The following is a 23663-nucleotide window of genomic DNA, read 5'->3' on the forward strand; positions in this document are numbered from 1 at the left end:
AAGGAGACCATGACCAGCCAGCCCAACACCGGATCCGAACCAGCCGCCCAGGACATGAGCCCTGCGGAAATCCAGGCTGTGATCGACCGGATTCTCTCCAAGGACGTACCGGCCAGGAATCTCAGCACGCCCCGCGGAGAAGAACGCGGCAACGGCAAGCCCGTGCTGGGTGCGGCACAGGCCATCTCCCGCCTGGACGAAGAGCACACCACGTTCGACGGCGACCAGCAGGACCTTGAGGAACGCCGCGCCCTCCGGCGCACCGCCGGCCTCTCCACGGAACTGGAAGACGTCACCGAAGTCGAATACCGCCAGCTGCGCCTGGAGCGCGTGGTCCTGGCCGGGCTTTGGTCCGAGGGAACCCTTGCCGACGCCGAAAACTCGCTCCGCGAGCTCGCGGCACTTGCCGAGACAGCCGGTTCAGAGGTGCTGGACGGCCTGGTGCAGCGCCGGGACAAGCCGGATCCCGGCACGTTCCTGGGCTCCGGAAAGGCCCAGGAACTCAAGGACATCGTGATGTCCACCGGCGCGGATACCGTGATCGTCGACGCCGAACTTGCCCCGTCCCAGCGGCGCGGGCTTGAAGACATCGTCAAGGTCAAGGTCATCGACCGCACTGCCCTGATCCTGGACATCTTCGCCCAGCACGCCAAGAGCCGGGAAGGCAAGGCGCAGGTTGAGCTCGCGCAGCTCGAGTACCTGCTTCCCCGCCTCCGCGGCTGGGGTGAGTCGATGTCCCGCCAGGCCGGTGGCCAGGTGGGCGGCGCGGCCGCCGGCATGGGCTCCCGCGGCCCCGGTGAGACGAAGATCGAACTGGACCGCCGGCGGATCCGCACCCGCATGGCCAAGCTGCGGCGCGAAATCGCCGCGATGAAGCCGGCCCGCGAAACCAAGCGCGCCAACCGCCGTCGTAATGCCGTTCCCTCCGTGGCCATCGCCGGTTACACCAACGCCGGGAAGTCTTCCCTGCTGAACCGCCTGACGGACGCGGGCGTGCTGGTCGAAAACGCCCTGTTCGCCACGCTGGACCCCACGGTGCGCAAGGCCGAAACGGCGGACGGTCTGGGGTACACCTTGGCGGATACGGTCGGTTTTGTCCGGTCCCTGCCCACCCAACTGGTGGAGGCCTTCCGTTCCACGCTGGAGGAAGTGGCTGACGCCGACCTCATCCTGCACGTAGTGGATGCCTCGCACCCGGATCCCGAAGGCCAGATTGCTGCCGTCCGCAAGGTCTTCAGCGAGGTGGATGCGCGCAAGATCCCGGAGATCATCGTGCTGAACAAGGCCGACGCAGCGGACCCCTTCGTGGTGGAGCGGCTTAAGCAGCGCGAGCCGCGCCACGTGGTGGTTTCGGCGCGTACCGGTGAGGGGATCGCGGAACTGCTCCGCGTAATCAGCGAATCCATCCCGCGGCCCAGCGTCAAGATGGAACTGCTCCTTCCCTACAACCGCGGCGACCTGCTCAGCAAACTGCACGACTCCGACGCTGAAATCATCAGCCTTGACCACGTCGAGGCAGGTACCCGGGCCGTCGTCATGGTCCGGGAAGGCCTGGCGGCCGAACTGGAACCCTTCGCCGCGAATGACTGACCTCGTGGCCGGCGAAGCCACGGACACGGCCGGCGGGCAGTTCGTCATCGAGCTGCTCGACCGGGCCGTTGCCGCCATGGGCGGGCAGAGCCGCACCGGGCAGCACGAAATGGCCAGGCAGGTGGCGCGCGCCATCGAAACGGGGAACCACCTGCTGGTTCAGGCGGGAACCGGCACCGGCAAGTCCCTCGCGTACCTGGTTCCGCTGATTGCCCACGCCCTCGAAAGCAACAAGCCTGCCCTGGTTTCGACCGCCACGCTGGCATTGCAGACGCAGATCGTGGGCCGGGACCTGCCCCGCCTCCTTAAGGCGATCACTCCTGCCCTGGACCGGCCGGTGAAGGTGGCACTGGTCAAGGGCCGTTCCAACTACGTCTGCCGGCACAAGCTCGAAGGGGGGTTCCCGTCGGAGGAGCCCGCAGAGGGGCAGCTGTTTTCGCTGGGGGAGGACAACAGTGTTCCGCATTTTGCCGCAACGGTCGGCGGTCCCGCGTCGCAGCTTGGCAAGGAGGTGGTGCGGCTGCGCGAGTGGGCGGAGAAGACCGCCACCGGCGACCGTGACGAACTCCTTCCCGGTGTGACCGACCGCGCCTGGCGGCAGGTCTCGGTGACCTCGATGGAATGCCTGGGTTCACAGAAGTGCCCCCTGGCTGCGGAATGCTTCAGCGAGCTGGCACGCCAGGATGCGGCGGAGGCCGACGTCGTGGTCACCAACCACGCCATGCTGGCTGTCAGCGCCTTCGAAGGCCTGGCCGTCCTGCCAGAGTATGACGTTGTGGTGGTGGACGAGGCCCACGAGCTGCAGGACCGGGTCACGGGAGCCGTCACCGGCCAGCTCTCCGTTGCCATGGTCCACGCCGCCGCCGCCAGCGCTCGGAAACACACGGCCATCACCGTGGACGCCCTCAACGCCGCCGCCGCCAACCTGGAAATGGCCCTCGCGGGCGCGCCGAACGGGCTGCTGCCCAACGGCCTGAACGACGAACAGCTGGACTGCATCGACCAGCTGCGTGAGGCCTGCCGCGCGGCGCTGTCCGATTCCAAGGGGGACAGCAGCACGACGCCCGACGGCGGGAGGCAGCTTGCCCGGTCCCGCCTGATGCTCATCCTGGAATTGTGCGAGCGGCTGCTTGCGGCCCGGGACAACAGGGAAGTGGTGTGGTTCTCGCGTGCCAGTTCCTTCGACCCCGGCCAGGGGTATTCGCAGCCTGACGAGTCCGCGCCCGTGCTGGTCAACATCGCGCCGCTGTCCGTGGCAGGCCGGTTGCGGGAGGGCCTCTTTGCCGATCACACCGTGATCCTGACATCCGCCACCCTGGCCATCGGATCAGCGTTCGAGCCCGCCGCCGGGGGTCTCGGCCTGGTGGGAGACGGCGCCCCCAGCTGGACCGGCGTGGACGTGGGCTCGCCCTTCGACTACCCGAAACAGGGCATCCTGTATGTTGCCGGCCACCTGCCCAAACCGGGCCGTGGCGCGTCGCCGGAATCGCTGGCCGAACTGGAGGCGCTCATCCGCGCATCCGGCGGCGGGGCGCTCTGCTTGTTCTCCTCACGGCGCGCCGCCGAGGAAGCAGCTGAGGCGCTTCGCCCCAAGCTCGGTGTGACAGTCCTTTGCCAGGGCGATTCCACCATGACGGCCCTGGTCAAGCAATTCGCGGACGAACCGGACACCTGCCTGTTCGGAACCATGTCCCTGTGGCAGGGAGTAGACGTCCCGGGCGGATCGTGCCGGCTGGTGGTCATTGACCGCATCCCGTTCCCGCGGCCTGATGATCCGCTCATGACGGCGCGGTCCCGTGCGGTGGCGCAGGCAGGCGGCAACGGGTTCATGTCGGTGTCCGCAACCCATGCCGCCATCCGGCTGGCCCAGGGGGCAGGCCGCCTGATCCGGTCCACCGGCGACAAGGGAGTGGTGGCGGTGCTGGATTCACGCCTTGCCACCGAGCGCTACGCCGGATTCCTGCGGGGGGCGCTGCCCCCGTTCTGGGCCACAACGGACCGGAAGACAGCGGTAGCAGCCCTTGAGCGGCTGGCCGCGGAGGCCAACTGACAGACGGCACCCGCCCGTGTACCGGGAAGGTGCCGTCTTTTTCGAACTATGGAGTTGTTGGTCCTGCTCTCCCTAGAGCGAGCGCAGGACCGAGACCACTTTGCCCATGATGGTGGCGTGGTCGCCAAGAATCGGTTCGTACTGGGTGTTCTGCGGGAGCAGCCAGGTATGGCCGTCACGCTGGCGGAAGGTCTTTACCGTGGCCTCATCGTCCAGGAGCGCCGCCACGATATCGCCGTTGGCGGCATCCGCCTGGCGCCGCACCACCACCCAGTCACCGTCGCAGATGGCGGCGTCCACCATGGAATCGCCCGCCACCCGAAGCATGAACAGCTCGCCCTGTCCCACCAGCTGGCGGGGGAGCGGCATGACGTCCTCCACCAGTTGGTCGGCCAGGATGGGACCGCCGGCGGCGATCCGGCCGACCAGTGGCACCATGGCGGTGTCCACTGCGGTGGGCAGCTCCGTTACTGTGGCAGCCGCATCCTGGGGCAGTGAAACCGAAGGACCGCCGGTCTTTGCGGGTCCGCCATCCAGCGTGAGAGGCGTGAGTACCTCCATGGCCCGGGGCCGCTTCGGATCCCGCCGGAGGTAGCCCAGCTTCTCCAGCTGGGAGAGCTGGTGGGTGACACTGGACAGGCTGGCAAGGCCAACGGTGTCGCCAATTTCGCGCATCGAGGGCGGGTAGCCGTTCTCGTTGACCGAGCGCTGGATGGTTTCCAGAATTTTCTTCTGCCGCGGCGTGAGCCCCTTCGCGGCCCTTTTCGGCTGCGAGGCTGTCCTGCCCCCGGTGGCTGCTGCTGCCATATTCGCCAATGCCTTTCGGTTGCCACCGGGCTTTCCAAGGCTCCGGACTGGGTGACTTGCCCTTTTGTCAGACCCTGCTGATCAGCTTCAAGGGTGGTTGTTTCCTGTTTCAAAGCTAGGCCAGCCACTTTGCTTTTTCAAACATTTGTTCTAGCGAGTCTCGACATTATTCGTTGATAGGTGCTAAAACTGGAGAAGGCAAAAGTTCGAATATGTGTTCTAGTCAAGTGCTCGCTATTCGAAAGACGTTCGAATACTGGAGCCGAAATGTCAGTGGTGCCGGGCAGGCTGGAGCCTGTACAGCAGCGAGGCGCCAGTCTCCGCCCCCAGGCGGTGAACGCACTAAGGCGGTGAACGCACCAAGGCGGTGGACGAATACAGGTAGTAAACGCAGTACAGGCAGTACCGGCACTACATGCAACACAGCACGGTTTTTCCCAGGCAGCACAGGACGGTCCAGGAGGGCTCAGACATGTCAGCTATATCCGCTTCGCAGGCAAACGCTCCGCAGGCCCCTGCCCGGCAGGCTTTGCAGCACGCCACGCCCGGTACCCCGGGGGGCCCGGCGCCCCTGCCTCCCCTTCGCCTGACCCGGCGGGGGAAGATCGTCCTGATCGGTATCCCGCTCGTGCTGCTGGCGGCCCTGCTGCTGTCCCTGGCAGGGTTCTTTAACTCGCCGGCCAAGGCCTCCGACACTGCTGAAGACCTCACGGTGACTCCCACGGTGACCGTTACAGTCCAGTCCGGACAGTCGTTGTGGTCCATCGCTGGAACTGTCGCCCCCGACCGTGATGCCCGGGATGTGGTTGCTGACATCGTCCAGCTGAACAACCTCCCTGCAGGGGCGGTCTTGCCCGGTCAGCAGTTGTACGTCCCCACCAGCTGAGGCAGCGTCCGCCCCAACATGCGCCGGGTGCGGCCTTGCCGCAGGCCGCACGCCCGGCGCGAACACCGGCTGTCACATTTTCCGGTCTCCGTGACGGCCACTAAACTGTTCAGGTGAGTGACCAGCTAGAGCGTCTGAACCGGCTTCCCCTCCGCAGCAACCTCCGCGGGCTGACCCCCTACGGGGCGCCCCAGCTGGATGTCCCCATCCTCCTGAACGTCAACGAAAACTCGCACGGCGTTCCGGCCGACGTGCGGGCTGCCATCACCGCAGCCGTTGCCGAGGCCGCCACCAGCCTCAACCGGTATCCGGACCGGGAGTTCACCGAGCTCCGCCGGGCGCTGGCAGAGTACCTGGGCCACGGACTGGACGAGTCCAACCTGTGGGCCGCCAACGGTTCCAATGAAGTGCTCCAGCAGATCCTCCAGGCTTTTGGCGGTCCCGGCCGCACAGCGCTTGGCTTCCCGCCCACGTATTCCATGTATCCGCTGCTGGCCAGCGGAACGGATACCGAATACATCAAGGGCGAACGCGCCGGCGATTACGGGCTGAGCGCCGAATCCGCGGCCCGCCAGGTGAAGGACCTCCAGCCCAACATCGTCTTCCTCTGCTCACCCAACAACCCCACCGGCACCGGTCTCGGGCTGGATGTGGTGGAAGCCGTCTACGAGGCCGGAGCAGCAAGCGAAACCATCGTCATTGTGGACGAGGCCTACCACGAGTTCGCCCACGACGGCACCCCCAGCGCATTGACCCTCCTGCCCGGACGGGAGCGGCTGATCGTTTCCCGCACCATGAGCAAGGCGTTTGCCCTCGCGGGTGCACGCCTCGGCTACATGGCGGCAGCCCCCGAAGTCACGGATGCCCTGCGCCTGGTCCGCCTGCCTTACCACCTGTCCGCCGTCACGCAGGCAACAGCCCTGGCGGCCCTGCAGCACCGCGAAGCCCTCATGGCCGACGTCGAAGACATCAAGAAGCAGCGCGACCGCATCGTCACCGAACTGACGCGGCTGGGACTCAAGCCCGCAGCCTCGGACTCCAACTTCGTCTTCTTCGGCGGCCTGGAGAACCCCCGCCAGGTCTGGCAGGAACTGCTGGACGCGGGCGTGCTGATCCGCGACGTCGGGATCCCCGGCCACCTCCGCGTCACGGCAGGAACTGAGACCGAAACCACAGCATTCCTCACCGCCCTGGAAAGCATCCTTGCCAGCCAGGCTGCGCTTCCCGCCTAGACTTGAAGTACCGGCGCTGGACGCCGTGCCAAACTCCTTCTCCCGCAAAAAGGACACCTGACCATGAGTTCCACCGGATCGAACACGGCCGCGGCCCGGACCGCGCGCATGGAGCGCGCCACCAGTGAGTCGTCCGTGCTCGTGGAGATAAACCTCGACGGTACCGGCGTCTCGGACATCGACACGTCCGTGCCCTTCTACGACCACATGCTCACGGCGCTCTGCAAGCACTCGCTCATCGACATGACGGTCAAGGCCACCGGGGACATCCACATCGACGTCCACCACACCGTGGAAGACGTGGCCATCACGTTCGGTGAGGTGCTGCGCACCGCGCTGGGGAACAAGGCGGGGATCCGCCGGTTCGGCGAAGCCACCGTTCCCCTTGACGAGGCACTGGCCCACGCCGTCGTGGACGTGTCAGGCCGGCCCTACCTTGTGCACGGCGGCGAGCCCGCGGGCCAGGAGTACCACCTGATCGGCGGCCACTTCACTGGCTCCCTGACCCGCCACGTCTTCGAGGCGATCACCCTGCACGCCGGCATCTGCCTGCACATGAACGTCATCGCCGGCCGCGACCCGCACCACATCGTGGAGGCCCAGTTCAAGGCGTTTGCGCGCGCCCTGCGCGCAGCCGTGGAACCGGACCCCCGGGTGGAAGGCATCCCCTCCACCAAGGGTGCCCTGTGAGCGGCCAGGTCCTGAAGGACGGCGCAATTATCGATCCGTCCGCCAGCCGGAAGCTGCCTTCCCCCGAAGGAAAGCCCACCGTCACGGTGCTGGACTACGGTTCGGGGAACGTCCGTTCGGCCGTGCGTGCTTTGGAACGGGCCGGCGCCGAGGTAGTGCTCAGCGCCAAGCCCGAGGACGTCCTGAACGCCGACGGCCTGGTGGTCCCGGGCGTCGGCGCCTTCGAAACCGTCATGCGCGAACTGAAGGCCGTCGACGGCATCCGCCTCATCGGACGGCGGGTTGCCGGGGGCAGGCCCGTCCTCGGTATCTGCGTCGGCCTCCAGGTGCTCTTCGAGGCCGGCGTGGAACACGGCACGGAGGCAGAAGGCATTGGGGAGTGGCCCGGCAAGGTGGAACTCCTGCCCGCCGATGTGGTGCCGCACATGGGCTGGAACACCGTCAAGGTACCGGAAGGCTCAAAGCTCTTTGCCGGCGTCGAGAACGAACGCTTCTACTTCGTGCATTCCTACGGGGTGCAGGAATGGAACTTCGACGTCATCCAGCCGCGCATGGCGCCGCCCCTGGTTACCTGGTCCGAGCATGGTGCCCCGTTCATCGCCGCCGTCGAAAACGGCCCGCTCTGCGCCACGCAGTTCCACCCCGAGAAGTCGGGGGATGCCGGCGCGCGCCTGCTGCGGAACTGGGTGGAGGCCCTGCACCGGCCCGCGGCCCAGCCTGCCTCCGGCAGCCAGTCGGACCCGGCCGGCGGTCCCGCCTAGATGTGGTCCATTGTCCTGATGGGGCTGGCCGGCCTGCTGGTAGGGGGAGCCCTGTCCTTCCGGCAGCAGCACAAGCCGCTGTGGACACAGATATCGTTCTACGTCCTGGCGGGCATGTCCCTGCTGGCCGCCTACCTGCTGACGCTGCCGGCCACCTGAACGCGCCCCGCCAACCCCCGCACCCAACCCTGAGGAAGAACATGACCACCGCAAACGATCTGCCGGTCCTTGAACTGCTGCCCGCCGTCGACGTCGTGAACGGGCAGGCCGTCCGGCTGGTCCAGGGGGAAGCGGGCAGCGAGACGAGCTACGGCACACCGCTGGAGGCCGCCACCAACTGGCAGCAGCAGGGTGCCGAATGGGTGCACCTGGTGGACCTGGACGCGGCCTTTGGCCGGGGGTCCAACGCCGAGCTGCTGCGGGAAGTGGTAGGCCGGCTGGACATCAAGGTGGAACTCTCCGGCGGCCTGCGCGACGACGAATCCCTTGAGGCCGCCCTTGGCCTCGGTGTAGCCCGCGTCAACCTCGGCACCGCCGCGCTGGAAAACCCTGAATGGACCCGGCGGGTCATCGAGCGCTTCGGCGACAAAATCGCCGTCGGCCTCGATGTCCGCGGAACCACCCTCGCAGGGCGTGGCTGGACCAAGGAAGGCGGGGACCTCTGGGAGGTCCTGGACCGGCTCGAGGACGCCGGCTGCGCAAGGTACGTCGTCACGGACGTCACCAAGGACGGAACGCTGCAGGGCCCCAACGTCGAACTGCTGCGCCAGATGGTGGAGAAGACGGGGAAGCCCGTGGTGGCCTCCGGCGGCATCTCCAGCCTGGACGACCTGAAGGTGCTGCGCTCCCTGGTTCCCCTCGGCGTCGAAGGCGCCATTGTGGGCAAGGCACTCTACGCAGGCGCCTTCACGCTGCCCGAAGCCCTCGACGTCGCCGGCCGCCGCTAGGCCGCGGACAGCACGGAAGCAGCCGTATGGCCAGCGAACCAGGGACACCCCCGTCACGCCCACTGCCCGGGCACATTGCGGCCGCGCTGGCCGGCGCCGGGGGAGCAACGGATTCGGCAGGCAGGCCGTGGGCCGGCCGCAGCCTCGCCGGTGACGACGCGAAGATCCACAACTTCGAGGACGACGACGGAACGGCCGACGCCGGTTACCTCACCGCGGTGGCCGGCCTCCGGGCAGGCACGGGCAGCGAATCGTCCGTCGTCGCCTCCCTCGCCACGGCACGCGTCTTCATCCCCATCGTGGCCCAGCTGGCCGAAGAGGAAGAGTCGTCCCATGGCCTGCAGGCCGACAAGCAGGCGGACATGGCCCTGGTCACGCTGAAAGCCGCGGACGGCAGGACCGCCATGCCCGCCTTTACGTCGGCCGCGGCGCTTTCCGCCTGGCACCCCGAGGCCCGCCCGGTTGCCGTCTATGCCGCTCGTGCGGCGCTGTCCGCAGTGGCCGAGGGCGCGGAACTCCTGGTGCTGGACCCGGGCGCCGACGTAACTTTCGTGGTCCGCCGGCCCGCGGTCTGGGCCCTTGCCCAGCAGCAGGACTGGGTTCCCTCGTACCTGGACGCTGGCCTTGCCGAAGAAATGGGACGGGCGGCAGGCAGCTTCCCTGCGGTCCGCCGGATCGAATTGCTGCCCGGCAGGGGAGTGGCGGCGCGGGCGGCTGACGGGACAGCCATTCCGGGCGGTGGAGCCGGACCCGAACTGCAGGTGGTTCTCTACCTCGAAGAAGGCCTGGACGCTGCCGGCGTCCAGCAGCTGGTGGCCGGACTCCAGGCGGAGTGGTCGCGGAATGTATTGTTTGGGGAGCGCGTCGACTCAATCGAGATCAAGCTGCGGCGCGCAGCAGAGTAGCCGGCAGCCAGGCGGGATGATCCCCGGTCCGCTGCGGCAGACGTAAGGACCACCTCGTGAATTTCGCCCTCTACCGGGAGCTGCTGGCCGTCCGGCCCATCCGGAGGCTGCTCCTCGTGGGCATGATTGCCCGGATACCCCACTCGGCGGCCGGCGTGCTGCTGACCCTCCACATCGTCCTGACGCTCGGGCAGGGGTACGCTGCCGCCGGTGCCGCGGCCGCGGTCATGACCATTGGAATCGCCCTGGGCGCCCCTTGGCGTGGCCGCAGGGTGGACACCGCCGGGCTGCGCAAAGCTCTGGTCCCGTCCGTCATCTCCGAGGCAGTGATCTGGTCCATCGTTCCGCACGTGTCCTACCAGTGGCTCCTCCCGCTGGTCTTCGTGGGCGGTCTGCTGACCCTTCCCATCTTCAGCGTGGTGCGCCAGTCCCTCGGCGTGCTGGCCGACGGCGACCAGCGGCGAACCGCCTACGCCCTTGACGCGATCACCACCGAAATGGTGTTCATGATCGGCCCGGCCGCCGGTGCGGTGGTCGCCACCAGCGGCTTCACCACGGCGGGCCTGACGGTCGTGGGCCTGGCGACGTCGCTGGCGGGGCTTTTCCTGATATGGTTCAACCCGCCCACCCGCAGCCCGGAACAGGCACCAGGACAGAAGGAAGAGAGCGAGGCTGACCAGCGCCATGCAGCAGAGGCTGCCATGGTGGCCGCTGCCCCGGCCCACCTGCAGGAAGCGGCCGCCGAACTGGGTCCTGCCGCCTCCCGGGCGCCGTCCGGCCTCCGCGGCAAGGTCAGCCACAACTTCGCCTGGTTCACGGCAACCGTGGCTGCGCTTTTCGCCGTGGCCGCGGGCGCCGGAATGGTCCTCAGCGGCACCGACGTAGGCATCGTGGCAGCCCTGGAAACAGGGGGCCGGCAGAGCGAGATCGGCATCGTCTTCCTGTTCTGGTGCGCGGCCTCGGTGGTGGGAGGGCTGTTGTACGGTGCCATGCACCGGCCGGTGCCACCGATCCTCCTGCTGCTCGGCATGGCCGCCCTCACCATCCCCATGGGGTTTGCCTCGGACACCTGGACGCTGGCACTGCTGTCCGTCCTGCCGGGGCTGCTGTGCGCTCCGGTGCTGTCCGCGGCCTCGGAGAAGGTGGCGGACCTCGTTTCCGAGGAACGCCGCGGCGAGGCAATGGGCTGGTACGGCTCAGCGCTCACCGCGGGCGTCGCGCTCGGCTCGCCGCTCGCCGGGGTGTTCATCGACGTTATGGGCTCCTCCGGCGGCTTCGTGTCCGTGGGAGTCGCCGGCGTGGTCCTCTGCCTGGTGGGCCTGGTCCTCCAGCTGCGCCGCCGGAAGGCTGCGGCCTGAGCCGCCCCCCTATTTCTCCCCCCGAGTTTTTGTCCAGATATGGTGTTTTCCGGGGCCTGCAGGTCGACTTATCTGGACGAAAACTCCTGGGAACGACGACGGCGGACCGGCCCCGGAAGGCCGGCCCGCCGTCGCGGTTTGCCGGGAGCGTGCTGCCTTAGTTGACGGCCCCCGTGTACTTCTCGCCCGGACCCTTGCCCGGGGCATCCGGGATCAGGGACTCTTCGCGGAAAGCAAGCTGGAGCGAGCGCAGCCCGTCGCGCAAGGGTCCTGCGTGCTGCGAACCGATCTCCGGTGCAGCGGCAGTCACCAGGCCCGCCAGGGCAGTGATCAGCTTGCGCGCCTCGTCCAGGTCCTTCAGCTCCGCGGCGTTTTCCTCGGCGGCAAGGCCAAGCTTGACCGCGGCGGCGCTCATCAGGTGGACAGCGGCGGTGGTGATGACCTCGATGGCCGGCACTTCGGAAATATCCCGGATCTGTTGGGAGACATCGGCGCCGGAGCCGGCGGAGTCGAAAACGTATGAATTACTGTCTGGCGTGCTCATACTGGTAAGCTTGACACAGACCAACTGGATGTCGTTATTTCAAAGACGAGGTTCCCACCGGCGCTTTCCGGCGCTGACGGGAATTTTTTCTGTAGAATGGCATGCAGTTTGCAAGCGGAGTTCTCTCCCACCCGCGTCAGCCGCTGTTCCAAAGGTTCACCAGAACACTTCCGGAACTCAAGGTTGCCGGGTACTGGTTGGGCATAGCCCGGTTGTACGCCGGAACCATGCTTGCGGTCCCCTTGTGGGGCTTGCATGTACCAGCCGCCAAGAGGCCTTCGATTGCTCCGGCAATTGGGGGCCTTCTCTATTTGCCGGATTCCACAACAAAAACAGGAGCTTTAACATTAGCGAGCCAAGAATCAATGAGCGTATCCGCGTCCCCGAGGTGCGGCTGGTCGGCCCTGCAGGTGAACAGGTAGGCATCGTCCGTATCGAGGATGCCCTGCGTCTGGCTGCCGAGTCCGACCTTGATCTCGTTGAAGTTGCACCTCAGGCGAAGCCTCCGGTGTGCAAGCTGATGGACTTCGGCAAGTACAAGTACGAGGCCGCAGTCAAGGCACGTGAAGCCCGGAAGAACCAGACGAACACCGTTCTGAAGGAAATCCGTTTCCGCCTGAAGATTGACACCCACGACTACGAGACCAAGCGCGGACACGCATTGCGCTTCCTTGGTGCCGGGGACAAGGTCAAAGCCATGATCCAGTTTCGTGGCCGCGAGCAGCAGCGCCCGGAAATGGGTATCCGCCTGCTCCAGCGTTTTGCCGACGACGTCGCCGAGGTCGGCGTAGTCGAGTCCAGCCCCCGCATCGACGGCCGGAACATGGTCATGGTGGTCGGCCCGCTGAAGAACAAGGCTGAAGCCAAGGCCGAGGCGCGCCGCGCAACGCAGCGTGCGGAAGCGAAGGCGCAGAACGAAGCCAAGGCAGCCGGCCGGATCGACGTTTCCGGCCAGGACCAGGCACCCATGACGCAGTCACTGGCCGACCTGCTGCCTGAAGGTTTCACGACGTCGACTGAAGCGGAAGCACCCGCCGAAGCTCCGGAGCAGACGCCGGCCCCCGCCGTCGAGCCTGCAGCCGCAGCCGAAGCACCCGCGGAAGCTCCGGAAGCACCCCAGGAGGAGGCTCCCAAGCAGGAAGCCCCCAAGCAGGAGGCTCCGAAGCAGGAAGCCCCCAAGCAGGAGGCTCCGAAGCAGGAAGCCCCCAAGCAGGAGGCTCCGAAGCAGGAAGCCCCCAAGGCTGCCGTGCCGGCTCCCAAGCCGGCAGCAACGGAAAAGTCCGAGGCTGCTCCGGCGGCTGCGGCTCCCAAGCCGGCAGCTGTTCCTGCGCCGCCGAAGCCGGTGGCTAGGCCTGCGGCGCCGAAGCCTGCTGCACGCCCTGCCCCCAAGGCAGTGCCGAAGCCGGCTGGCAAGAAGACCACTTAGTTCACAGCTGCCGTAGGTTCCGCCCGACGGCAGACAGCAACCAGCATGCCGCCCTTCACAGGTCGGCTGCGTGATACAGCTGCAGGCATAGCCTGCGGAAACGTAAGGAGATCGGTTCCCATGCCGAAGATGAAGACCCACAGTGGTGCTAAGAAGCGCTTCAAGCTGACCGGCAGCGGCAAGCTGCGCCGCCAGCAGGCTAACCGCCGCCACTACCTGGAGCACAAGTCCAGCCGTCTGACCCGCCGCCTTGCTGGCGACAAGATTGTCTTCAAGGGCGACGCCAAGGTCATCCGGAAGATGCTCGGCATCTAATTTCCAAGTTCTTTGGCTGGCACTGACTGGTGCCGGCCACCTGTAAAAAAGCCTTCTCAGGCCGCCGGAACTCCGGCAGTAGATGCTTGGGATCAGATTTTGAAGGAGTACGCACGTGGCACGTGTGAAGAGGGCGGTCAACGCCCACAAGAAGCGCCGGGTTGTCCTTGAACGGGCGAAGGGCTACCGCGGACAGCGGTCGCGCCTCTACCGCAAGGCCAAAGAGCAGCTGCTGCACTCGTTTGTGTACAGCTACGGCGACCGCAAGAAGAAGAAGGGCGACTTCCGCCGCCTCTGGATCCAGCGCATCAACGCTGCCTCCCGTGCGAACGGCCTGACCTACAACCGCCTCATCCAGGGCCTGAAGGCTGCTGAGGTTGAGGTTGATCGCCGCATGCTTGCAGAGCTGGCTGTCTCCGACGCCAACGCTTTCGCTGCGCTGGTCCAGGTCGCCAAGGACTCGCTGCCGGCCGACACCTCCGCCAAGAAGGTTGTTGCTGCCAAGTAGCACCCGGCCCCGTCCCAGGGGCAGTTCAGGAACCGGTGGCAGCAGCCACTAGAGTTCTTCTATGAACAAAACCGGGCGCCCGCAAGACTTTCCACTGTCCAACCCCCGAGCTGATCGGGTCAGGGACGTGGCAAAGCTTGCAGGGCGCCCGGCCCGTTTAAAGCGTGGGCACTTCCTGGCCGAGGGGCCGCAGGCCGTGCGCGAGGCGTTGAAACTGCACCAGGAGCGCCTTGCCGCAGGAGCCCCCGGCGTGGTCTCCGAGGTGTTCGCCAGCGAGGCATGCCTGGACCGCTTTCCGGAATTCGAGGAGCTGGCCGCGGGAACCAACGCCCGTCTCGCCACGGACGAGGTCCTTGCCGCGATGGCGGACACCGTCAACCCGCAGGGCATCATCGCCGTGTGCCGCTTCCTGGACGTGGCACTGGAAGACGTGCTCGACGCCGGGCCCCGCCTGATCGCCGTGCTCTGCCAGGTCCGCGACCCGGGGAACGCCGGAACAGTCCTGCGGGCGGCCGACTCGGCCGGGGCCGACGCGGTTGTCCTCACCGCTTCCAGCGTGGACATCTACAATCCCAAGGCCGTCCGCTCGACAGCCGGTTCCCTGTTCCATCTGCCGGTGGTGCTGGGGGCGGATGCTGCAGCAGTTGCTGCGGCCTGCAAGGCCAGGGGGATCGGCATCCTGGCTGCTGACGGCTATGGCACCCTGAACCTGGACGCGCTGCAGGACGAGAACGCCAGGCGCAGGCTTACCGGTGCCGGTCCGGAATCCGCGTACGACCTTGCTGCAGCCACCGCCTGGTTGTTCGGCAACGAAGCGCAGGGACTCTCCCCGGACGAGCTGGCACTGGCTGACCACCGGGTTGCCGTTCCCGTTTACGGTGCTGCGGAAAGCCTCAACCTGGGCACCGCCGCCACAGTGTGCCTCTACGCGAGTGCGCGTTCACAGCAGCCGGCCGCAGTCACCACCTGACGGTTCGGGGTCCCCATCTGATCCTGGTGCTTTGGGGGCATGCCGGGCACAAGTAAAGGCCCCGGAAACGTCCGGGGCCCTTGGTGCCAATGAACTTCACTTGACGGGACGCATCAGGGTGCGCGGGTGGCCTTCCCGCGTCCGGTGATGGCCCCGTAGATGCCGGCAACAACAAGGCCGCCGACGATAGCGAGAATCCAGGTGCCGAGGTCAAAGAAGGCCAGATCGCCCCGGTTGAACACGAGGCTGCCGATCCAGCCGCCAACGATGGCGCCCACAACGCCCAGTACCAGGCTGGTGACCCAACCGCCGCCGACCCGTCCGGGCATGACCGCCTTGACGATGGCACCTACGATGAGGCCGAGAATAATCCAAGCAAGAAAACCCATGTCTCCTCCTTACGGTTACCGGGATTTAATCGTCCCGATGAGCCTCAAGCTAACATAACGGCCCCTTGATGTCAGCAGGATTAGGGCCACTTCCGGCGCCCGCTTGAATCTGCCCTACGGGCGCCGGGAGTCCATTGGAGCCCGTTCATGGGGCACGGGGTGGAGGCTGTTCCGTGACCTTGCCGGTTGGGGCCAGGATTGTTGGGAGTTCCCTTTCGGTTACGGCCCGGGCTCAGGCAGGCAAGGGCTTCCGGCGTTCCAGCATGCCGCTGAGAATGGCGACGCCGAGTCCCAGGATGGCGAGGACGGCACCAACCAGGGCCGGTGCCACGTAGCCCCAGCCCAGCGCGATGACCAGTCCGCCCAGGAAGGCACCCAGGGCATTGGCGACGTTCAGGGCGGCGTGGTTCAGGGACGACGCCAGCGAGGGGGCATCCGGGGATGCGTCCAGCAGCCGGGTCTGCAGGGCGGGGATCAGCATGGACCCGGACGCGCCCACCACGAACACCATGGCAAAGGCCGACCAAGGCCAGTGTGCGGCCACCGCATAGACCACCAGTGCCACTGAGATGGCGGGCAGCACCTTGTAGAGGGTGCCCATGACCGACTTGTCAGCGATCCGCCCGCCCACGATGTTTCCAGCCACCATGCCAAGCCCGTAGAGCGCCACCACCAGGGGAATCAGGGAGGACGGGATCCCGGCAACCAGGGTCATGGTGTGCGCGATGTACGTGTAGGTGGCAAAGAAGCCGCCGAATCCCACCACACCAATCAGGATGGCCAGCCACACCTGGAGCCGCTTCAGCGCACCGAGTTCCCGGATGATGCTCGCGTCGGGGTGCGCGGCCTGGAACGGGACGAAGCGCCACACCAGGGCCAGGGTCAGCAGCCCGATGAAGCCCACCAGGACAAAGAGCAGCCGCCAGCCGTAGGTCTGGCCCAGCCAGGTGGCGAACGGCACGCCAACCACGTTGGAAATGCTGAGCCCCGCCATCACCATGGAGATGGCCCAGCCGCGCCTGGTGGGCGGAACCAGGGAGGCGGCGATGACCGCCGCCACGCCGAAAAAGGCGCCGTGGGGCAGGCCGGCAGCGAAGCGGGACACCAGCATGGTCCCGTAGTCCGGTGCCAGGAAGGAGGTCAGGTTTGCCACGGTGAAGAACAGCATCAGGCCGAGGGCAAGATGCTTGCGAGGAAGCCTGGCACCCACGGCGGCGAGCAGGGGCGCCCCCACCACCACGCCCAGCGCGTAGGCGGAGATGAGGTGCCCGGCCTCGGGGGTGCTGATGCCCAGGCCCTGTTCCACTTCCTTCAGCAGGCCCATCATGGTGAATTCGGTGACGCCGATGCCCACGCCGCCCATGGCAAGGGCAATGATGGCCATGGCCAGGTTGGGGGAGGTGGTGGGGGCTGCCGTGGACGTGGAGAGGGCGCTGCTCATATGCCTGCTTTTCGAAGGGGGTTGCTGACGGAACTGGTGCTGCCACGGCGGTGGGGCGGGAAGGACGGGGTCCGAAGGCGGAAACCCCGGAGGGGGAAGCTGTATTCCCCGTCCCGGCAGGTAGGGACTCCGGGTGCTCCCATTGTCCCCCATAGAATGGGGCGGTGACTGAACTGATACGGGTTGTGGGCGGAGCCATCGTGGACAGCCTGGCTGAACCGGCGATGCTGCTGGTGGCACGGCGAAGCGCGCCCGAAAGCCTTGCGGGCATGTGGGAGTTCCCCGGCGGCAAGGTGGAGCCGGGCGAGGACGCCGAGACGGCACTCGTGCGGGAACTGCTCGAGGAGCTGGGCGTGGGGGTCAGGCTGGGCAACGAGTTGCCCGCCGCAGATACCGGCGGCTGGCCGCTGAATGAGCGCGCCGCCATGCGGGTGTGGTTCGCGGAGGTCACCCGTGGAGAACCCCGGCCCCTGGAAGACCACGATGAACTTCGCTGGGTACCGCTTGCCGATCCTGCCGCCGTGCTTGGCCTGCCCTGGATCCCCGCGGACTTCCCGATTGTCCGAGCGCTGCTCGACAAGGTGTCAGTGCCTGCCGGCGGGACCCGGAACTAGCACGGGCACACTCTGGGCCCCCAATTTGTGCAACACCGGGAAACGCGGGGCACCCGGGGATTGGGCAGGCCTAGAAAAGGGTTGGCTGCCCGGCCTGTCCGCCGGGCCGGGCGGGTCCCGCCTCCGGGCTTCCTGAAGCTTCCGGAATGATGCCTGCCGGATACTCCGCTTCCTCTCCACGGGGATCGTCCAGGTCCCGGTGGCTGAATCCGGAGGAATGCGTGAACCCGTGCCTGGCCTTGAAATAGCGGACCTTGGCGGCAAGCCAGCCCCGGTACTCCTTGGATGCATAGGATCCGGCGCCGTACAGCTGACGGTAGCGGGCCACCAGTTCGGGATGGTTTGCGGCAAGCCACTTCAGGAACCATTCGCGGGTACCGGGCTTCAAGTACAGGGCTCCGGCCGTCACGCCCGTTGCGCCTGCCGCCGCCAGCGAGGCGAAGAGCGCGTCCAGCGCTTCGTCGCTGTCCGAAAGCCAGGGAAGGATAGGCATGGCCATCACCCCGCAGGGGAGGCCGGCCTCGCGAAGCCGGCCCACCAGCTTGAGCCGTGCACGCGGCCCCGGGGTTCCCGGCTCGATCGCTTCGGAAAGGGCCTCGTTGGTCATGGCCAGCGATATTCCGAGCCCCACCGGAACCTGGGTGGCGGCACTTTTCAGCAGCGGGATATCCCGCGCCAGCAACGTGCCCTTGGTGAGGATGGACAGGGGAGTGCCTGAATCGGCCAGTGCGGAGATGATGCCGGGCAGGAGCTTGTACCGTCCCTCGGCCCGCTGGTAGGGGTCCGTGTTGGTGCCCAGCGCCACCTGCTGCCGTGTCCACGACGGTTTGGCCAGTTCCTTACGAAGGACCTCAGCCGCGTTCACCTTGACCACCACCTGGCTGTCAAAGTCCAGGCCGGCGTCGAAGTCCAGGTAGGTGTGGCTCTTGCGCGCAAAGCAGTAGACGCAGGCATGGCTGCAGCCGCGGTAAGGGTTGACCGTCCATTCAAATGGCATGCGTGAACCTGGCGGAACCCTGTTGAGCACCGATTTTGCAGTGACCTCATGGAAGGTGATCCCGGCGAATTCCGGGGTGGTGACCGAGCGAACCAGCCCCGCCAGTGGGAGGAGGGCGGGACCCGGACCGCCGGCTTCCGTGGCCGGAACCAGTGCTTGGGCGTCCCATCTCATAGCCCCATTCGAAAACATGTTCGAATAAATGTCAAGGCCGGCGGATCTAGGCGGGCGGCAAACTTTCGAGTTCCCAGGCCACCGTTACCGCCGTTTCCAGCCGGTTTGTCCCGGGCTCCACCGCGATGGCCTCGGCCGCGCTGGCGCGCTGGAAGCCTGCCAGGGGAATCGGTACCTGTCCGGCGGCGTGTTCGGTCACGGACAGCACGCGGCCCAGCCTTGCTGAGGCCAGGCCGGCGAACTGGCGCGCAGCCCGCAGCGCGTCTTCCCAGGCGGCCGCCCGGGCGCGCTCCCTGGCCGCCGAATCATCGGCAAGGGTGAGTTGAAGGTTGTTGAGGCGCACGTCGTTGCCGCCTGCCCTGACAGCTTCGGCGATGAGCGCGGACACGGCGGCGGCATCCCGCAGCCGGACAGCAAGCGAGCTGGAGGCCACATAGCCTGTCACCTGCTGCCCTTCGCCCTCGCGCCACACGTAATCCGCCCGCACATTCAGGCCGGTGGTTTGGATGTCCGGCGCCGCCACGCCCCGGGCGCGCAGGGCTTCGGTAACCGATGCCAGGGCTGCGCCCGCACCGGAATAGGCGGCGTCGACCGAAGCGGCCCGGGTTTCCACGCCCAGGGTAACGAACGTCAGGTCAGGGGCTGCTTCCGCCCGCCCGGTTCCTGTCACCGTGACCGTGCCGGCAGGGCCCTTCTGTTCCAGGCTGTCCGCGGCGCCCACGGTCACGCCCCTGCTTCCCGGTGGCCCGCGGTCCTGCGCTGCAAACCGGGCCGGGTGGAGGCGCGGGAAGGGTAGCCGCCGGCGGCCAGTCCCGCGTGCCGTTCGAAGAGGTTCGCGGTCCCCGGATTCCCGGTCTGCAGGACGGACCAGCCCGCGGCCAGAAGATACAGGGGAAGGAAAGGAACGCCACCGCACCAGGCGTACTGCGTGCAGTGCCGCTCCTCGTGGCCCAGCAACCCGGGCATGGACAGCAGGTCCTCAGCCGGGCCGCGGCACAGCACCACGTTGCCAAGGGTGAAGGCGCGGGCGAAGGGCAGGCGCCAGCGGTATCCGCCGGCCAGCACCAGTCCGCGCGGTCCGGCGACAGGCCGTATACGCGCAACGGCGGCAACCGCGAGTCCCAGCACGGTGCTGCCGTTGGCGAGGTTGACTGCCCGCCGCAGCCGCTGGGCAGCGGTCAGGGGCGGTAGGGATCCCGGGCGCCGCCGCAGTGTCATGAGGCCATGGTAGCCGGAGGGTTCAATTAGACTGGAGGGCAGTGCCTGCCGGTTTCTCCGGCGGGCCCTGACCTGGTCATTGAATGAACTGAATTTGAGGGCATTCATCCATGACCTGCCAGTGACGGACGCGCCGCCGGGAAACCGTGCAGGTGCTCTGCTCGCCGGCAGCCACGACTCGTAGCTAAGAACAGTAGATGACTGAAACTTTGCCGGGCGCCGCTGCACCGAACCCCACGGATGAAGCCGCCATCAACGCCGCTGTAGACCAGGCCATCACCGCCATTGCCGGTGCGGCCACCCTTGAAGAGCTGAAGGCGGTGAGGCTCGCGCACACGGGGGAGAAGTCCCCGCTCAGCCTTGCCAACCGTGAGATCGGCAAGCTGCCGAAAGACCAGAAGGCGCTCGCCGGTAAATTGATGGGCGCGTCCCGCGGACGGGTTAACAAGGCGCTCGCCGACCGCACGGCCGTGCTGGAAGCGGAAAACGATGCGCGGATCCTCCTCGAGGAGACCGTGGACGTCACGGCGGCTCCGCGCCGCCGTCGCGCCGGTGCCCGGCACCCGCTGTCCACGCTTCAGGACCGCGTGGCGGACATTTTCGTGGGCATGGGCTGGGAAATCGCCGAGGGCCCGGAAGTCGAGTCGGAATGGTTCAACTTCGATGCCCTTAACTTCAAGCCGGACCACCCGGCGCGTGAAATGCAGGACACCTTCTTCGTGGAGCCCCCCGAAGCCCACCTCCTGATGCGCACGCATACCTCGCCGGTACAGGTGCGCTCCATGCTGGAGCGCGAGGTGCCCATCTATGTGCTCTGCCCGGGCAAGGTGTTCCGGACCGACGAACTGGATGCCACCCACACCCCGGTGTTCCACCAGTTCGAGGGCCTGGCGATCGACAGGAACCTCAGCATGGCCGACCTCCGCGGCACGCTGGAGCACTTCGCCCGCCAGATGTTCGGTGACGAGGCCCAGATCCGGCTGCGTCCCAATTACTTCCCGTTCACCGAGCCGTCCGCCGAGCTGGACATCTTCCACCCCGGTGCCAAGGGCGGCCCGCGCTGGATCGAATGGGGCGGCTGCGGCATGGTCAACCCCAACGTGCTCCGCGCCGCGGGCATCGACCCGGACGTCTATTCAGGTTTTGCCTTCGGCATGGGCATCGAGCGCACCCTCATGTTCCGCAACGAGGTGGGCGACATGCGCGACATGATCGAAGGCGATGTACGTTTCAGCGAGCACTTCGGGATGGAGATCTAACAGTGCGTATCCCACTTTCCTGGCTGCGTGAATTCGCAGAGGTACCGGCCGGAGCAACGGCTGAAGACGTCATGGCCGAGCTGGTCAAGGTCGGGTTCGAAGAAGAGGACGTGCACCGTCCCACCGATGCCCTGCAGGGTCCCATCGTGGTGGGCCAGGTCCTGAGCCTGGTCAAGGAACCGCAGACCAACGGCAAGACCATCAACTGGTGCCAGGTCCGGGTTGTCCCGGAAGGGCAGGAGCAGAAGCTCACCGGCAAGGGCATCGACCCGTCCGGCGTGCAGGGAATCATCTGCGGCGCCCACAACTTCGTTGAAGGCGACAAGGTTGTGGTCACCCTTCCAGGCGCCGTTCTGCCCGGCAACTTCCAGATCTCCGCCCGGAAGACCTACGGCCACCTGTCCGCCGGCATGATTGCCTCGGTGCGGGAACTGGGCATCGGCGAGGACCACGACGGCATCCTGGTGCTGTCCCGCATCGGCCTGGACCCCGAGGTCGGCACCGACGCCATGGAGCTCCTGGGCCTCTACGACCAGGCCGCCGAAATCAACGTCACCCCGGACCGCGGCTACGCCTTCTCCATCCGGGGGGTGGCCCGCGAGTACGCGCACGCCACCGGCACCGCCTTTACCGATCCTGCGGCGAAGGTCCAGGTCCCGGCGGAGCTCTCCGGCGGCTACGGCGTCAAACTGAACGACGACGCGCCCATCTACGGCAAGCCCGGCTGCGACCGCTTCGTGGCACGCACCGTCCGTGGCGTGGACGCCACCCGCCCCACCCCGCCTTGGATGGTGTCCCGGCTGCGGCTGGCCGGCATCCGCTCCATCTCGCTGCCGGTAGACATCTCCAACTACGTCATGCTCGAACTGGGCCAGCCCACGCACTGCTACGACCTGGACAAGCTCTCCGGGGACATCGTGGTGCGGCGCGCCGCCGCCGGCGAAAAGATCACCACCCTGGATGACAAGGAGCGCACCCTCGACGCCGAGGACCTGCTCATCACCGATGACTCGGGTGCCATCGGCATCGCCGGCGTGATGGGCGGGGCGGCAACCGAGGTGGGCGATTCGACGTCGAACATCCTGGTGGAGGCCGCGCACTTCGACGAGGTGTCCATCTCCCGGTCCCGGCGCCGCCACAAGCTGCCGTCCGAAGCGTCCAAGCGGTTCGAGCGCGGCGTCGACTGGCAGGTGGCCGGCGTGGCGGCCCAGCGTGTGGTGGACCTGCTGGTGGAGCTTGCCGGCGGCACGGCAGACACGACCGGCACGGACGTGGGCACCGCCCCGGACACCGTGACCATCGAGCTGCCTGCAGGCTTTGCCGCGGCCCGGATCGGCATCGACTTCACCGAGGAACAGATCGTCACGTCCCTGGAGGACCTGGGCGCGGCCGTCGTGAAGAACGACGGCGGCTGGACCGTGACTGCCCCGAGCTGGCGCCACGACCTGGAGACCAAGGAAGACCTTTCCGAGGAGATTGCCCGGCTGGTGGGTTACGACAAGATCCCCGCCACCTTGCCCGTGGCCCCTCCGGGCCGCGGCCTGACCCGGGTGCAGCAGCAGCGCCGCCGCCTTATCCAGGCGCTGGCGGACGCCGGGCTCACCGAGGTGCTGTCCTACCCGTTCGTCTCCAAGGCAGCCAACGACACTTTCGGTGTGGCCGAGGAAGGTGCTGCCCGCAGCGCGGTGAAGCTGGCCAACCCGATCAGCGAGGAGCAGGGCTACCTGCGCACTTCCATCCTGCCGGGACTGATCGAGGTGGCCAAGCGCAACCATTCACGCGGCTTCCGGGACCTGGCGCTGTTCGAGTCCGGCCTGGTATTCCTGCCCGGCGGGACGGTGGGCACCCCATCCATCCCGCCGCTGGGCGCCAAGCCCGCCGATGAGGTGCTGGATGCGCTGTACGACGGCGTTCCGGCCCAGCCGTTCCACGTCGCAGCGGTCCTCACCGGGCACGATTCGCCGGCAGCAGCCGCCCACGCACCCCGGGCCTGGGACTGGGCGGATGCGCTGGACGTCGCCCGCCTGGCCGGTGACGTGCTCGGCGTCGAGCTGGTGGTGACGCAGGGCAGCCACCAGGCGTTCCACCCGGGCCGTGCTGCACGGCTGTCGCTGCGCAGCGGCGAAGTGGTGGGCTACGCGGGCGAGCTGCACCCCAAGCTGCTTGCTGCCGCGGACATGCCCGCGCGGTCCGTGGCGCTGGAACTCAACGCCGACGCGCTGTTCGAGGCCGCGCCGGATGTCATTGTTGCCCGCCACATTTCCCCGTTCCCGGTGGCCACCCAGGACGTGGCGCTCGTGGTGCCCGCCGATGTCCCCGCGGACGACGTGCTGGCTGCGCTCCGCGAGGGAGCCGGCGAACTGCTGGAGGACGTTGCACTCTTTGACGTCTATGCCGGCAAGGGGATCGAGGACGGCAAGAAGTCGCTGGCCTTCGGGCTGCGCTTCCGCGCCGCGGACAGGACGCTGACGGCCGACGAAGCTTCGGCTGCGCGCGAAAGTGCAGTGGCCCTCGCCGCGGAACGGTTCGGGGCAGTGCAGCGCTAGCGGCGGCCAGGGCAGTCTCTCAGCAGGGCAGCCTTG

Annotated in this window: 24 protein-coding genes; 17 read left to right on the plus strand and 7 right to left on the minus strand. The window is 67.1% G+C overall.

The annotated features are described in order from the left end of the window. The first annotated feature begins 9 nt into the window (after nt 1-9). On the plus strand, nt 10-1590 hold the full coding sequence (gene hflX, locus AC5RUO_RS11580; protein ID WP_494051583.1) for a GTPase HflX: 1581 nt from the start codon (nt 10-12) through the stop codon (nt 1588-1590). After that, entirely contained in the window at nt 1583-3640 is a 2058-nt protein-coding gene (locus AC5RUO_RS11585; protein ID WP_494010412.1) for an ATP-dependent DNA helicase, read from the plus strand. Before hflX ends, AC5RUO_RS11585 begins: the two co-directional genes overlap by 8 nt. A 72-nt stretch (nt 3641-3712) precedes the next feature. Here the strand turns inward: AC5RUO_RS11585 and lexA are convergent, their stop codons facing one another. Beyond that, entirely contained in the window at nt 3713-4447 is a 735-nt protein-coding gene (gene lexA, locus AC5RUO_RS11590; protein ID WP_494010411.1) for a transcriptional repressor LexA, read from the minus strand. Nucleotides 4448-4919: 472 nt separating this feature from the next. On the opposite strand from lexA, the gene AC5RUO_RS11595 reads away from it, so the two are divergent. The 8 genes from AC5RUO_RS11595 (at nt 4920) to AC5RUO_RS11630 (ending at nt 11226) form a co-directional block, all read left to right on the plus strand. Further along, complete coding sequence (locus AC5RUO_RS11595; protein ID WP_494103559.1) at nt 4920-5333, plus strand: LysM peptidoglycan-binding domain-containing protein; 414 nt, start codon at nt 4920-4922, stop codon at nt 5331-5333. A gap of 113 nt (nt 5334-5446) precedes the next feature. Continuing rightward, nucleotides 5447-6565: a histidinol-phosphate transaminase gene (locus AC5RUO_RS11600; protein WP_494103560.1), complete on the plus strand. Its 1119-nt coding sequence runs from the start codon at nt 5447-5449 to the stop codon at nt 6563-6565. Between the two features lie 63 nt (nt 6566-6628). Continuing rightward, complete coding sequence (gene hisB / locus AC5RUO_RS11605; protein ID WP_133349866.1) at nt 6629-7255, plus strand: imidazoleglycerol-phosphate dehydratase HisB; 627 nt, start codon at nt 6629-6631, stop codon at nt 7253-7255. Further along, nucleotides 7252-8016 carry an imidazole glycerol phosphate synthase subunit HisH gene (gene hisH / locus AC5RUO_RS11610; RefSeq protein ID WP_494010408.1) on the plus strand — a complete coding sequence of 255 codons (765 nt, stop codon included), beginning with the start codon at nt 7252-7254 and terminating at the stop codon, nt 8014-8016. Before hisB ends, hisH begins: the two co-directional genes overlap by 4 nt. Further along, nucleotides 8017-8175 (plus strand): hypothetical protein, encoded by a 159-nt coding sequence (locus AC5RUO_RS11615; protein ID WP_494010407.1) that lies wholly within the window; start codon nt 8017-8019, stop codon nt 8173-8175. A gap of 41 nt (nt 8176-8216) precedes the next feature. Next, nucleotides 8217-8963, plus strand: a complete 747-nt coding sequence (gene priA / locus AC5RUO_RS11620; RefSeq protein WP_494051589.1) for a bifunctional 1-(5-phosphoribosyl)-5-((5-phosphoribosylamino)methylideneamino)imidazole-4-carboxamide isomerase/phosphoribosylanthranilate isomerase PriA — start codon at nt 8217-8219, stop codon at nt 8961-8963. A 26-nt stretch (nt 8964-8989) separates the two neighbouring features. Further along, entirely contained in the window at nt 8990-9868 is an 879-nt protein-coding gene (locus tag AC5RUO_RS11625) for an SseB family protein (RefSeq protein ID WP_494103561.1), read from the plus strand. Nucleotides 9869-9924: 56 nt separating this feature from the next. Continuing rightward, on the plus strand, nt 9925-11226 hold the full coding sequence (locus tag AC5RUO_RS11630) for an MFS transporter (RefSeq protein WP_494010404.1): 1302 nt from the start codon (nt 9925-9927) through the stop codon (nt 11224-11226). Between the two features lie 157 nt (nt 11227-11383). On the opposite strand, the gene AC5RUO_RS11635 is transcribed toward AC5RUO_RS11630, so the two are convergent. After that, nucleotides 11384-11770, minus strand: coding sequence for a DUF1844 domain-containing protein (locus AC5RUO_RS11635; RefSeq protein ID WP_009358637.1), 387 nt, complete (start codon nt 11768-11770; stop codon nt 11384-11386). A 388-nt stretch (nt 11771-12158) separates the two neighbouring features. On the opposite strand from AC5RUO_RS11635, the gene infC reads away from it, so the two are divergent. The 4 genes from infC to AC5RUO_RS11655 all read left to right on the plus strand — a co-directional run bounded on the left by infC (nt 12159) and on the right by AC5RUO_RS11655 (nt 14989). Continuing rightward, nucleotides 12159-13196 carry a translation initiation factor IF-3 gene (infC, locus tag AC5RUO_RS11640; protein WP_494010403.1) on the plus strand — a complete coding sequence of 346 codons (1038 nt, stop codon included), beginning with the start codon at nt 12159-12161 and terminating at the stop codon, nt 13194-13196. 120 nt (nt 13197-13316) lie between these two features. After that, on the plus strand, nt 13317-13511 hold the full coding sequence (rpmI, locus tag AC5RUO_RS11645; protein WP_009358635.1) for a 50S ribosomal protein L35: 195 nt from the start codon (nt 13317-13319) through the stop codon (nt 13509-13511). Nucleotides 13512-13626: 115 nt separating this feature from the next. After that, nucleotides 13627-14019 carry a 50S ribosomal protein L20 gene (gene rplT / locus AC5RUO_RS11650; protein ID WP_009358634.1) on the plus strand — a complete coding sequence of 131 codons (393 nt, stop codon included), beginning with the start codon at nt 13627-13629 and terminating at the stop codon, nt 14017-14019. Nucleotides 14020-14080: 61 nt separating this feature from the next. After that, a complete protein-coding gene (locus AC5RUO_RS11655; RefSeq protein ID WP_494010402.1) occupies nt 14081-14989 on the plus strand; it encodes a TrmH family RNA methyltransferase in 909 nt (302 codons plus the stop codon). 113 nt (nt 14990-15102) lie between these two features. On the opposite strand, the gene AC5RUO_RS11660 is transcribed toward AC5RUO_RS11655, so the two are convergent. Both AC5RUO_RS11660 and AC5RUO_RS11665 read right to left on the minus strand, forming a co-directional pair. Further along, nucleotides 15103-15378 carry a GlsB/YeaQ/YmgE family stress response membrane protein gene (locus AC5RUO_RS11660; protein WP_258805493.1) on the minus strand — a complete coding sequence of 92 codons (276 nt, stop codon included), beginning with the start codon at nt 15376-15378 and terminating at the stop codon, nt 15103-15105. A gap of 232 nt (nt 15379-15610) precedes the next feature. Beyond that, nucleotides 15611-16819, minus strand: coding sequence for an MFS transporter (locus tag AC5RUO_RS11665; protein WP_494103562.1), 1209 nt, complete (start codon nt 16817-16819; stop codon nt 15611-15613). 164 nt (nt 16820-16983) lie between these two features. Here AC5RUO_RS11665 and AC5RUO_RS11670 point away from each other — a divergent pair, with 164 nt between their 5' ends. Further along, the gene (locus AC5RUO_RS11670; RefSeq protein ID WP_494010400.1) at nt 16984-17433 is read left to right on the plus strand and encodes a (deoxy)nucleoside triphosphate pyrophosphohydrolase; all 450 of its coding nucleotides are present in this window, start codon (nt 16984-16986) and stop codon (nt 17431-17433) included. Nucleotides 17434-17503: 70 nt separating this feature from the next. Here the strand turns inward: AC5RUO_RS11670 and AC5RUO_RS11675 are convergent, their stop codons facing one another. The 3 genes from AC5RUO_RS11675 to AC5RUO_RS11685 are packed head-to-tail and all read right to left on the minus strand — an operon-like array spanning nt 17504 to nt 19822. Further along, nucleotides 17504-18604, minus strand: a complete 1101-nt coding sequence (locus AC5RUO_RS11675) for an Rv2578c family radical SAM protein (RefSeq protein ID WP_494103563.1) — start codon at nt 18602-18604, stop codon at nt 17504-17506. Nucleotides 18605-18650: 46 nt separating this feature from the next. Continuing rightward, on the minus strand, nt 18651-19331 hold the full coding sequence (locus tag AC5RUO_RS11680) for an SIMPL domain-containing protein (protein WP_494103564.1): 681 nt from the start codon (nt 19329-19331) through the stop codon (nt 18651-18653). After that, nucleotides 19328-19822, minus strand: a complete 495-nt coding sequence (locus tag AC5RUO_RS11685) for a hypothetical protein (RefSeq protein ID WP_494103565.1) — start codon at nt 19820-19822, stop codon at nt 19328-19330. Before AC5RUO_RS11685 ends, AC5RUO_RS11680 begins: the two co-directional genes overlap by 4 nt. 197 nt (nt 19823-20019) lie before the next feature. On the opposite strand from AC5RUO_RS11685, the gene pheS reads away from it, so the two are divergent. Both pheS and pheT read left to right on the plus strand, forming a co-directional pair. Further along, the gene (gene pheS, locus AC5RUO_RS11690; protein WP_494010396.1) at nt 20020-21081 is read left to right on the plus strand and encodes a phenylalanine--tRNA ligase subunit alpha; all 1062 of its coding nucleotides are present in this window, start codon (nt 20020-20022) and stop codon (nt 21079-21081) included. Between the two features lie 2 nt (nt 21082-21083). After that, nucleotides 21084-23627 (plus strand): phenylalanine--tRNA ligase subunit beta, encoded by a 2544-nt coding sequence (gene pheT / locus AC5RUO_RS11695; protein WP_494010395.1) that lies wholly within the window; start codon nt 21084-21086, stop codon nt 23625-23627. The last annotated feature ends 36 nt before the right edge of the window (nt 23628-23663 follow it).

Source organism: Arthrobacter sp. Y3221087 (genome assembly GCF_059089905.1).

Excerpts from the sequence above, each read along its gene's own strand:
- hflX (WP_494051583.1), top strand. The coding sequence starts at position 10 with ATGACCAGCCAGCCCAACACCGGATCCGAACCAGCCGCCCAGGACATG.
- AC5RUO_RS11585 (WP_494010412.1), top strand. The coding sequence starts at position 1,583 with ATGACTGACCTCGTGGCCGGCGAAGCCACGGACACGGCCGGCGGGCAG.
- lexA (WP_494010411.1), bottom strand. The coding sequence starts at position 4,447 with ATGGCAGCAGCAGCCACCGGGGGCAGGACAGCCTCGCAGCCGAAAAGG.
- AC5RUO_RS11595 (WP_494103559.1), top strand. The coding sequence starts at position 4,920 with ATGTCAGCTATATCCGCTTCGCAGGCAAACGCTCCGCAGGCCCCTGCC.
- hisB (WP_133349866.1), top strand. The coding sequence starts at position 6,629 with ATGAGTTCCACCGGATCGAACACGGCCGCGGCCCGGACCGCGCGCATG.
- AC5RUO_RS11615 (WP_494010407.1), top strand. The coding sequence starts at position 8,017 with ATGTGGTCCATTGTCCTGATGGGGCTGGCCGGCCTGCTGGTAGGGGGA.
- priA (WP_494051589.1), top strand. The coding sequence starts at position 8,217 with ATGACCACCGCAAACGATCTGCCGGTCCTTGAACTGCTGCCCGCCGTC.
- AC5RUO_RS11625 (WP_494103561.1), top strand. The coding sequence starts at position 8,990 with ATGGCCAGCGAACCAGGGACACCCCCGTCACGCCCACTGCCCGGGCAC.
- AC5RUO_RS11635 (WP_009358637.1), bottom strand. The coding sequence starts at position 11,770 with ATGAGCACGCCAGACAGTAATTCATACGTTTTCGACTCCGCCGGCTCC.
- rpmI (WP_009358635.1), top strand. The coding sequence starts at position 13,317 with ATGCCGAAGATGAAGACCCACAGTGGTGCTAAGAAGCGCTTCAAGCTG.
- AC5RUO_RS11655 (WP_494010402.1), top strand. The coding sequence starts at position 14,081 with ATGAACAAAACCGGGCGCCCGCAAGACTTTCCACTGTCCAACCCCCGA.
- AC5RUO_RS11660 (WP_258805493.1), bottom strand. The coding sequence starts at position 15,378 with ATGGGTTTTCTTGCTTGGATTATTCTCGGCCTCATCGTAGGTGCCATC.
- AC5RUO_RS11665 (WP_494103562.1), bottom strand. The coding sequence starts at position 16,819 with ATGAGCAGCGCCCTCTCCACGTCCACGGCAGCCCCCACCACCTCCCCC.
- AC5RUO_RS11675 (WP_494103563.1), bottom strand. The coding sequence starts at position 18,604 with ATGAGATGGGACGCCCAAGCACTGGTTCCGGCCACGGAAGCCGGCGGT.
- AC5RUO_RS11685 (WP_494103565.1), bottom strand. The coding sequence starts at position 19,822 with ATGACACTGCGGCGGCGCCCGGGATCCCTACCGCCCCTGACCGCTGCC.
- pheS (WP_494010396.1), top strand. The coding sequence starts at position 20,020 with ATGACTGAAACTTTGCCGGGCGCCGCTGCACCGAACCCCACGGATGAA.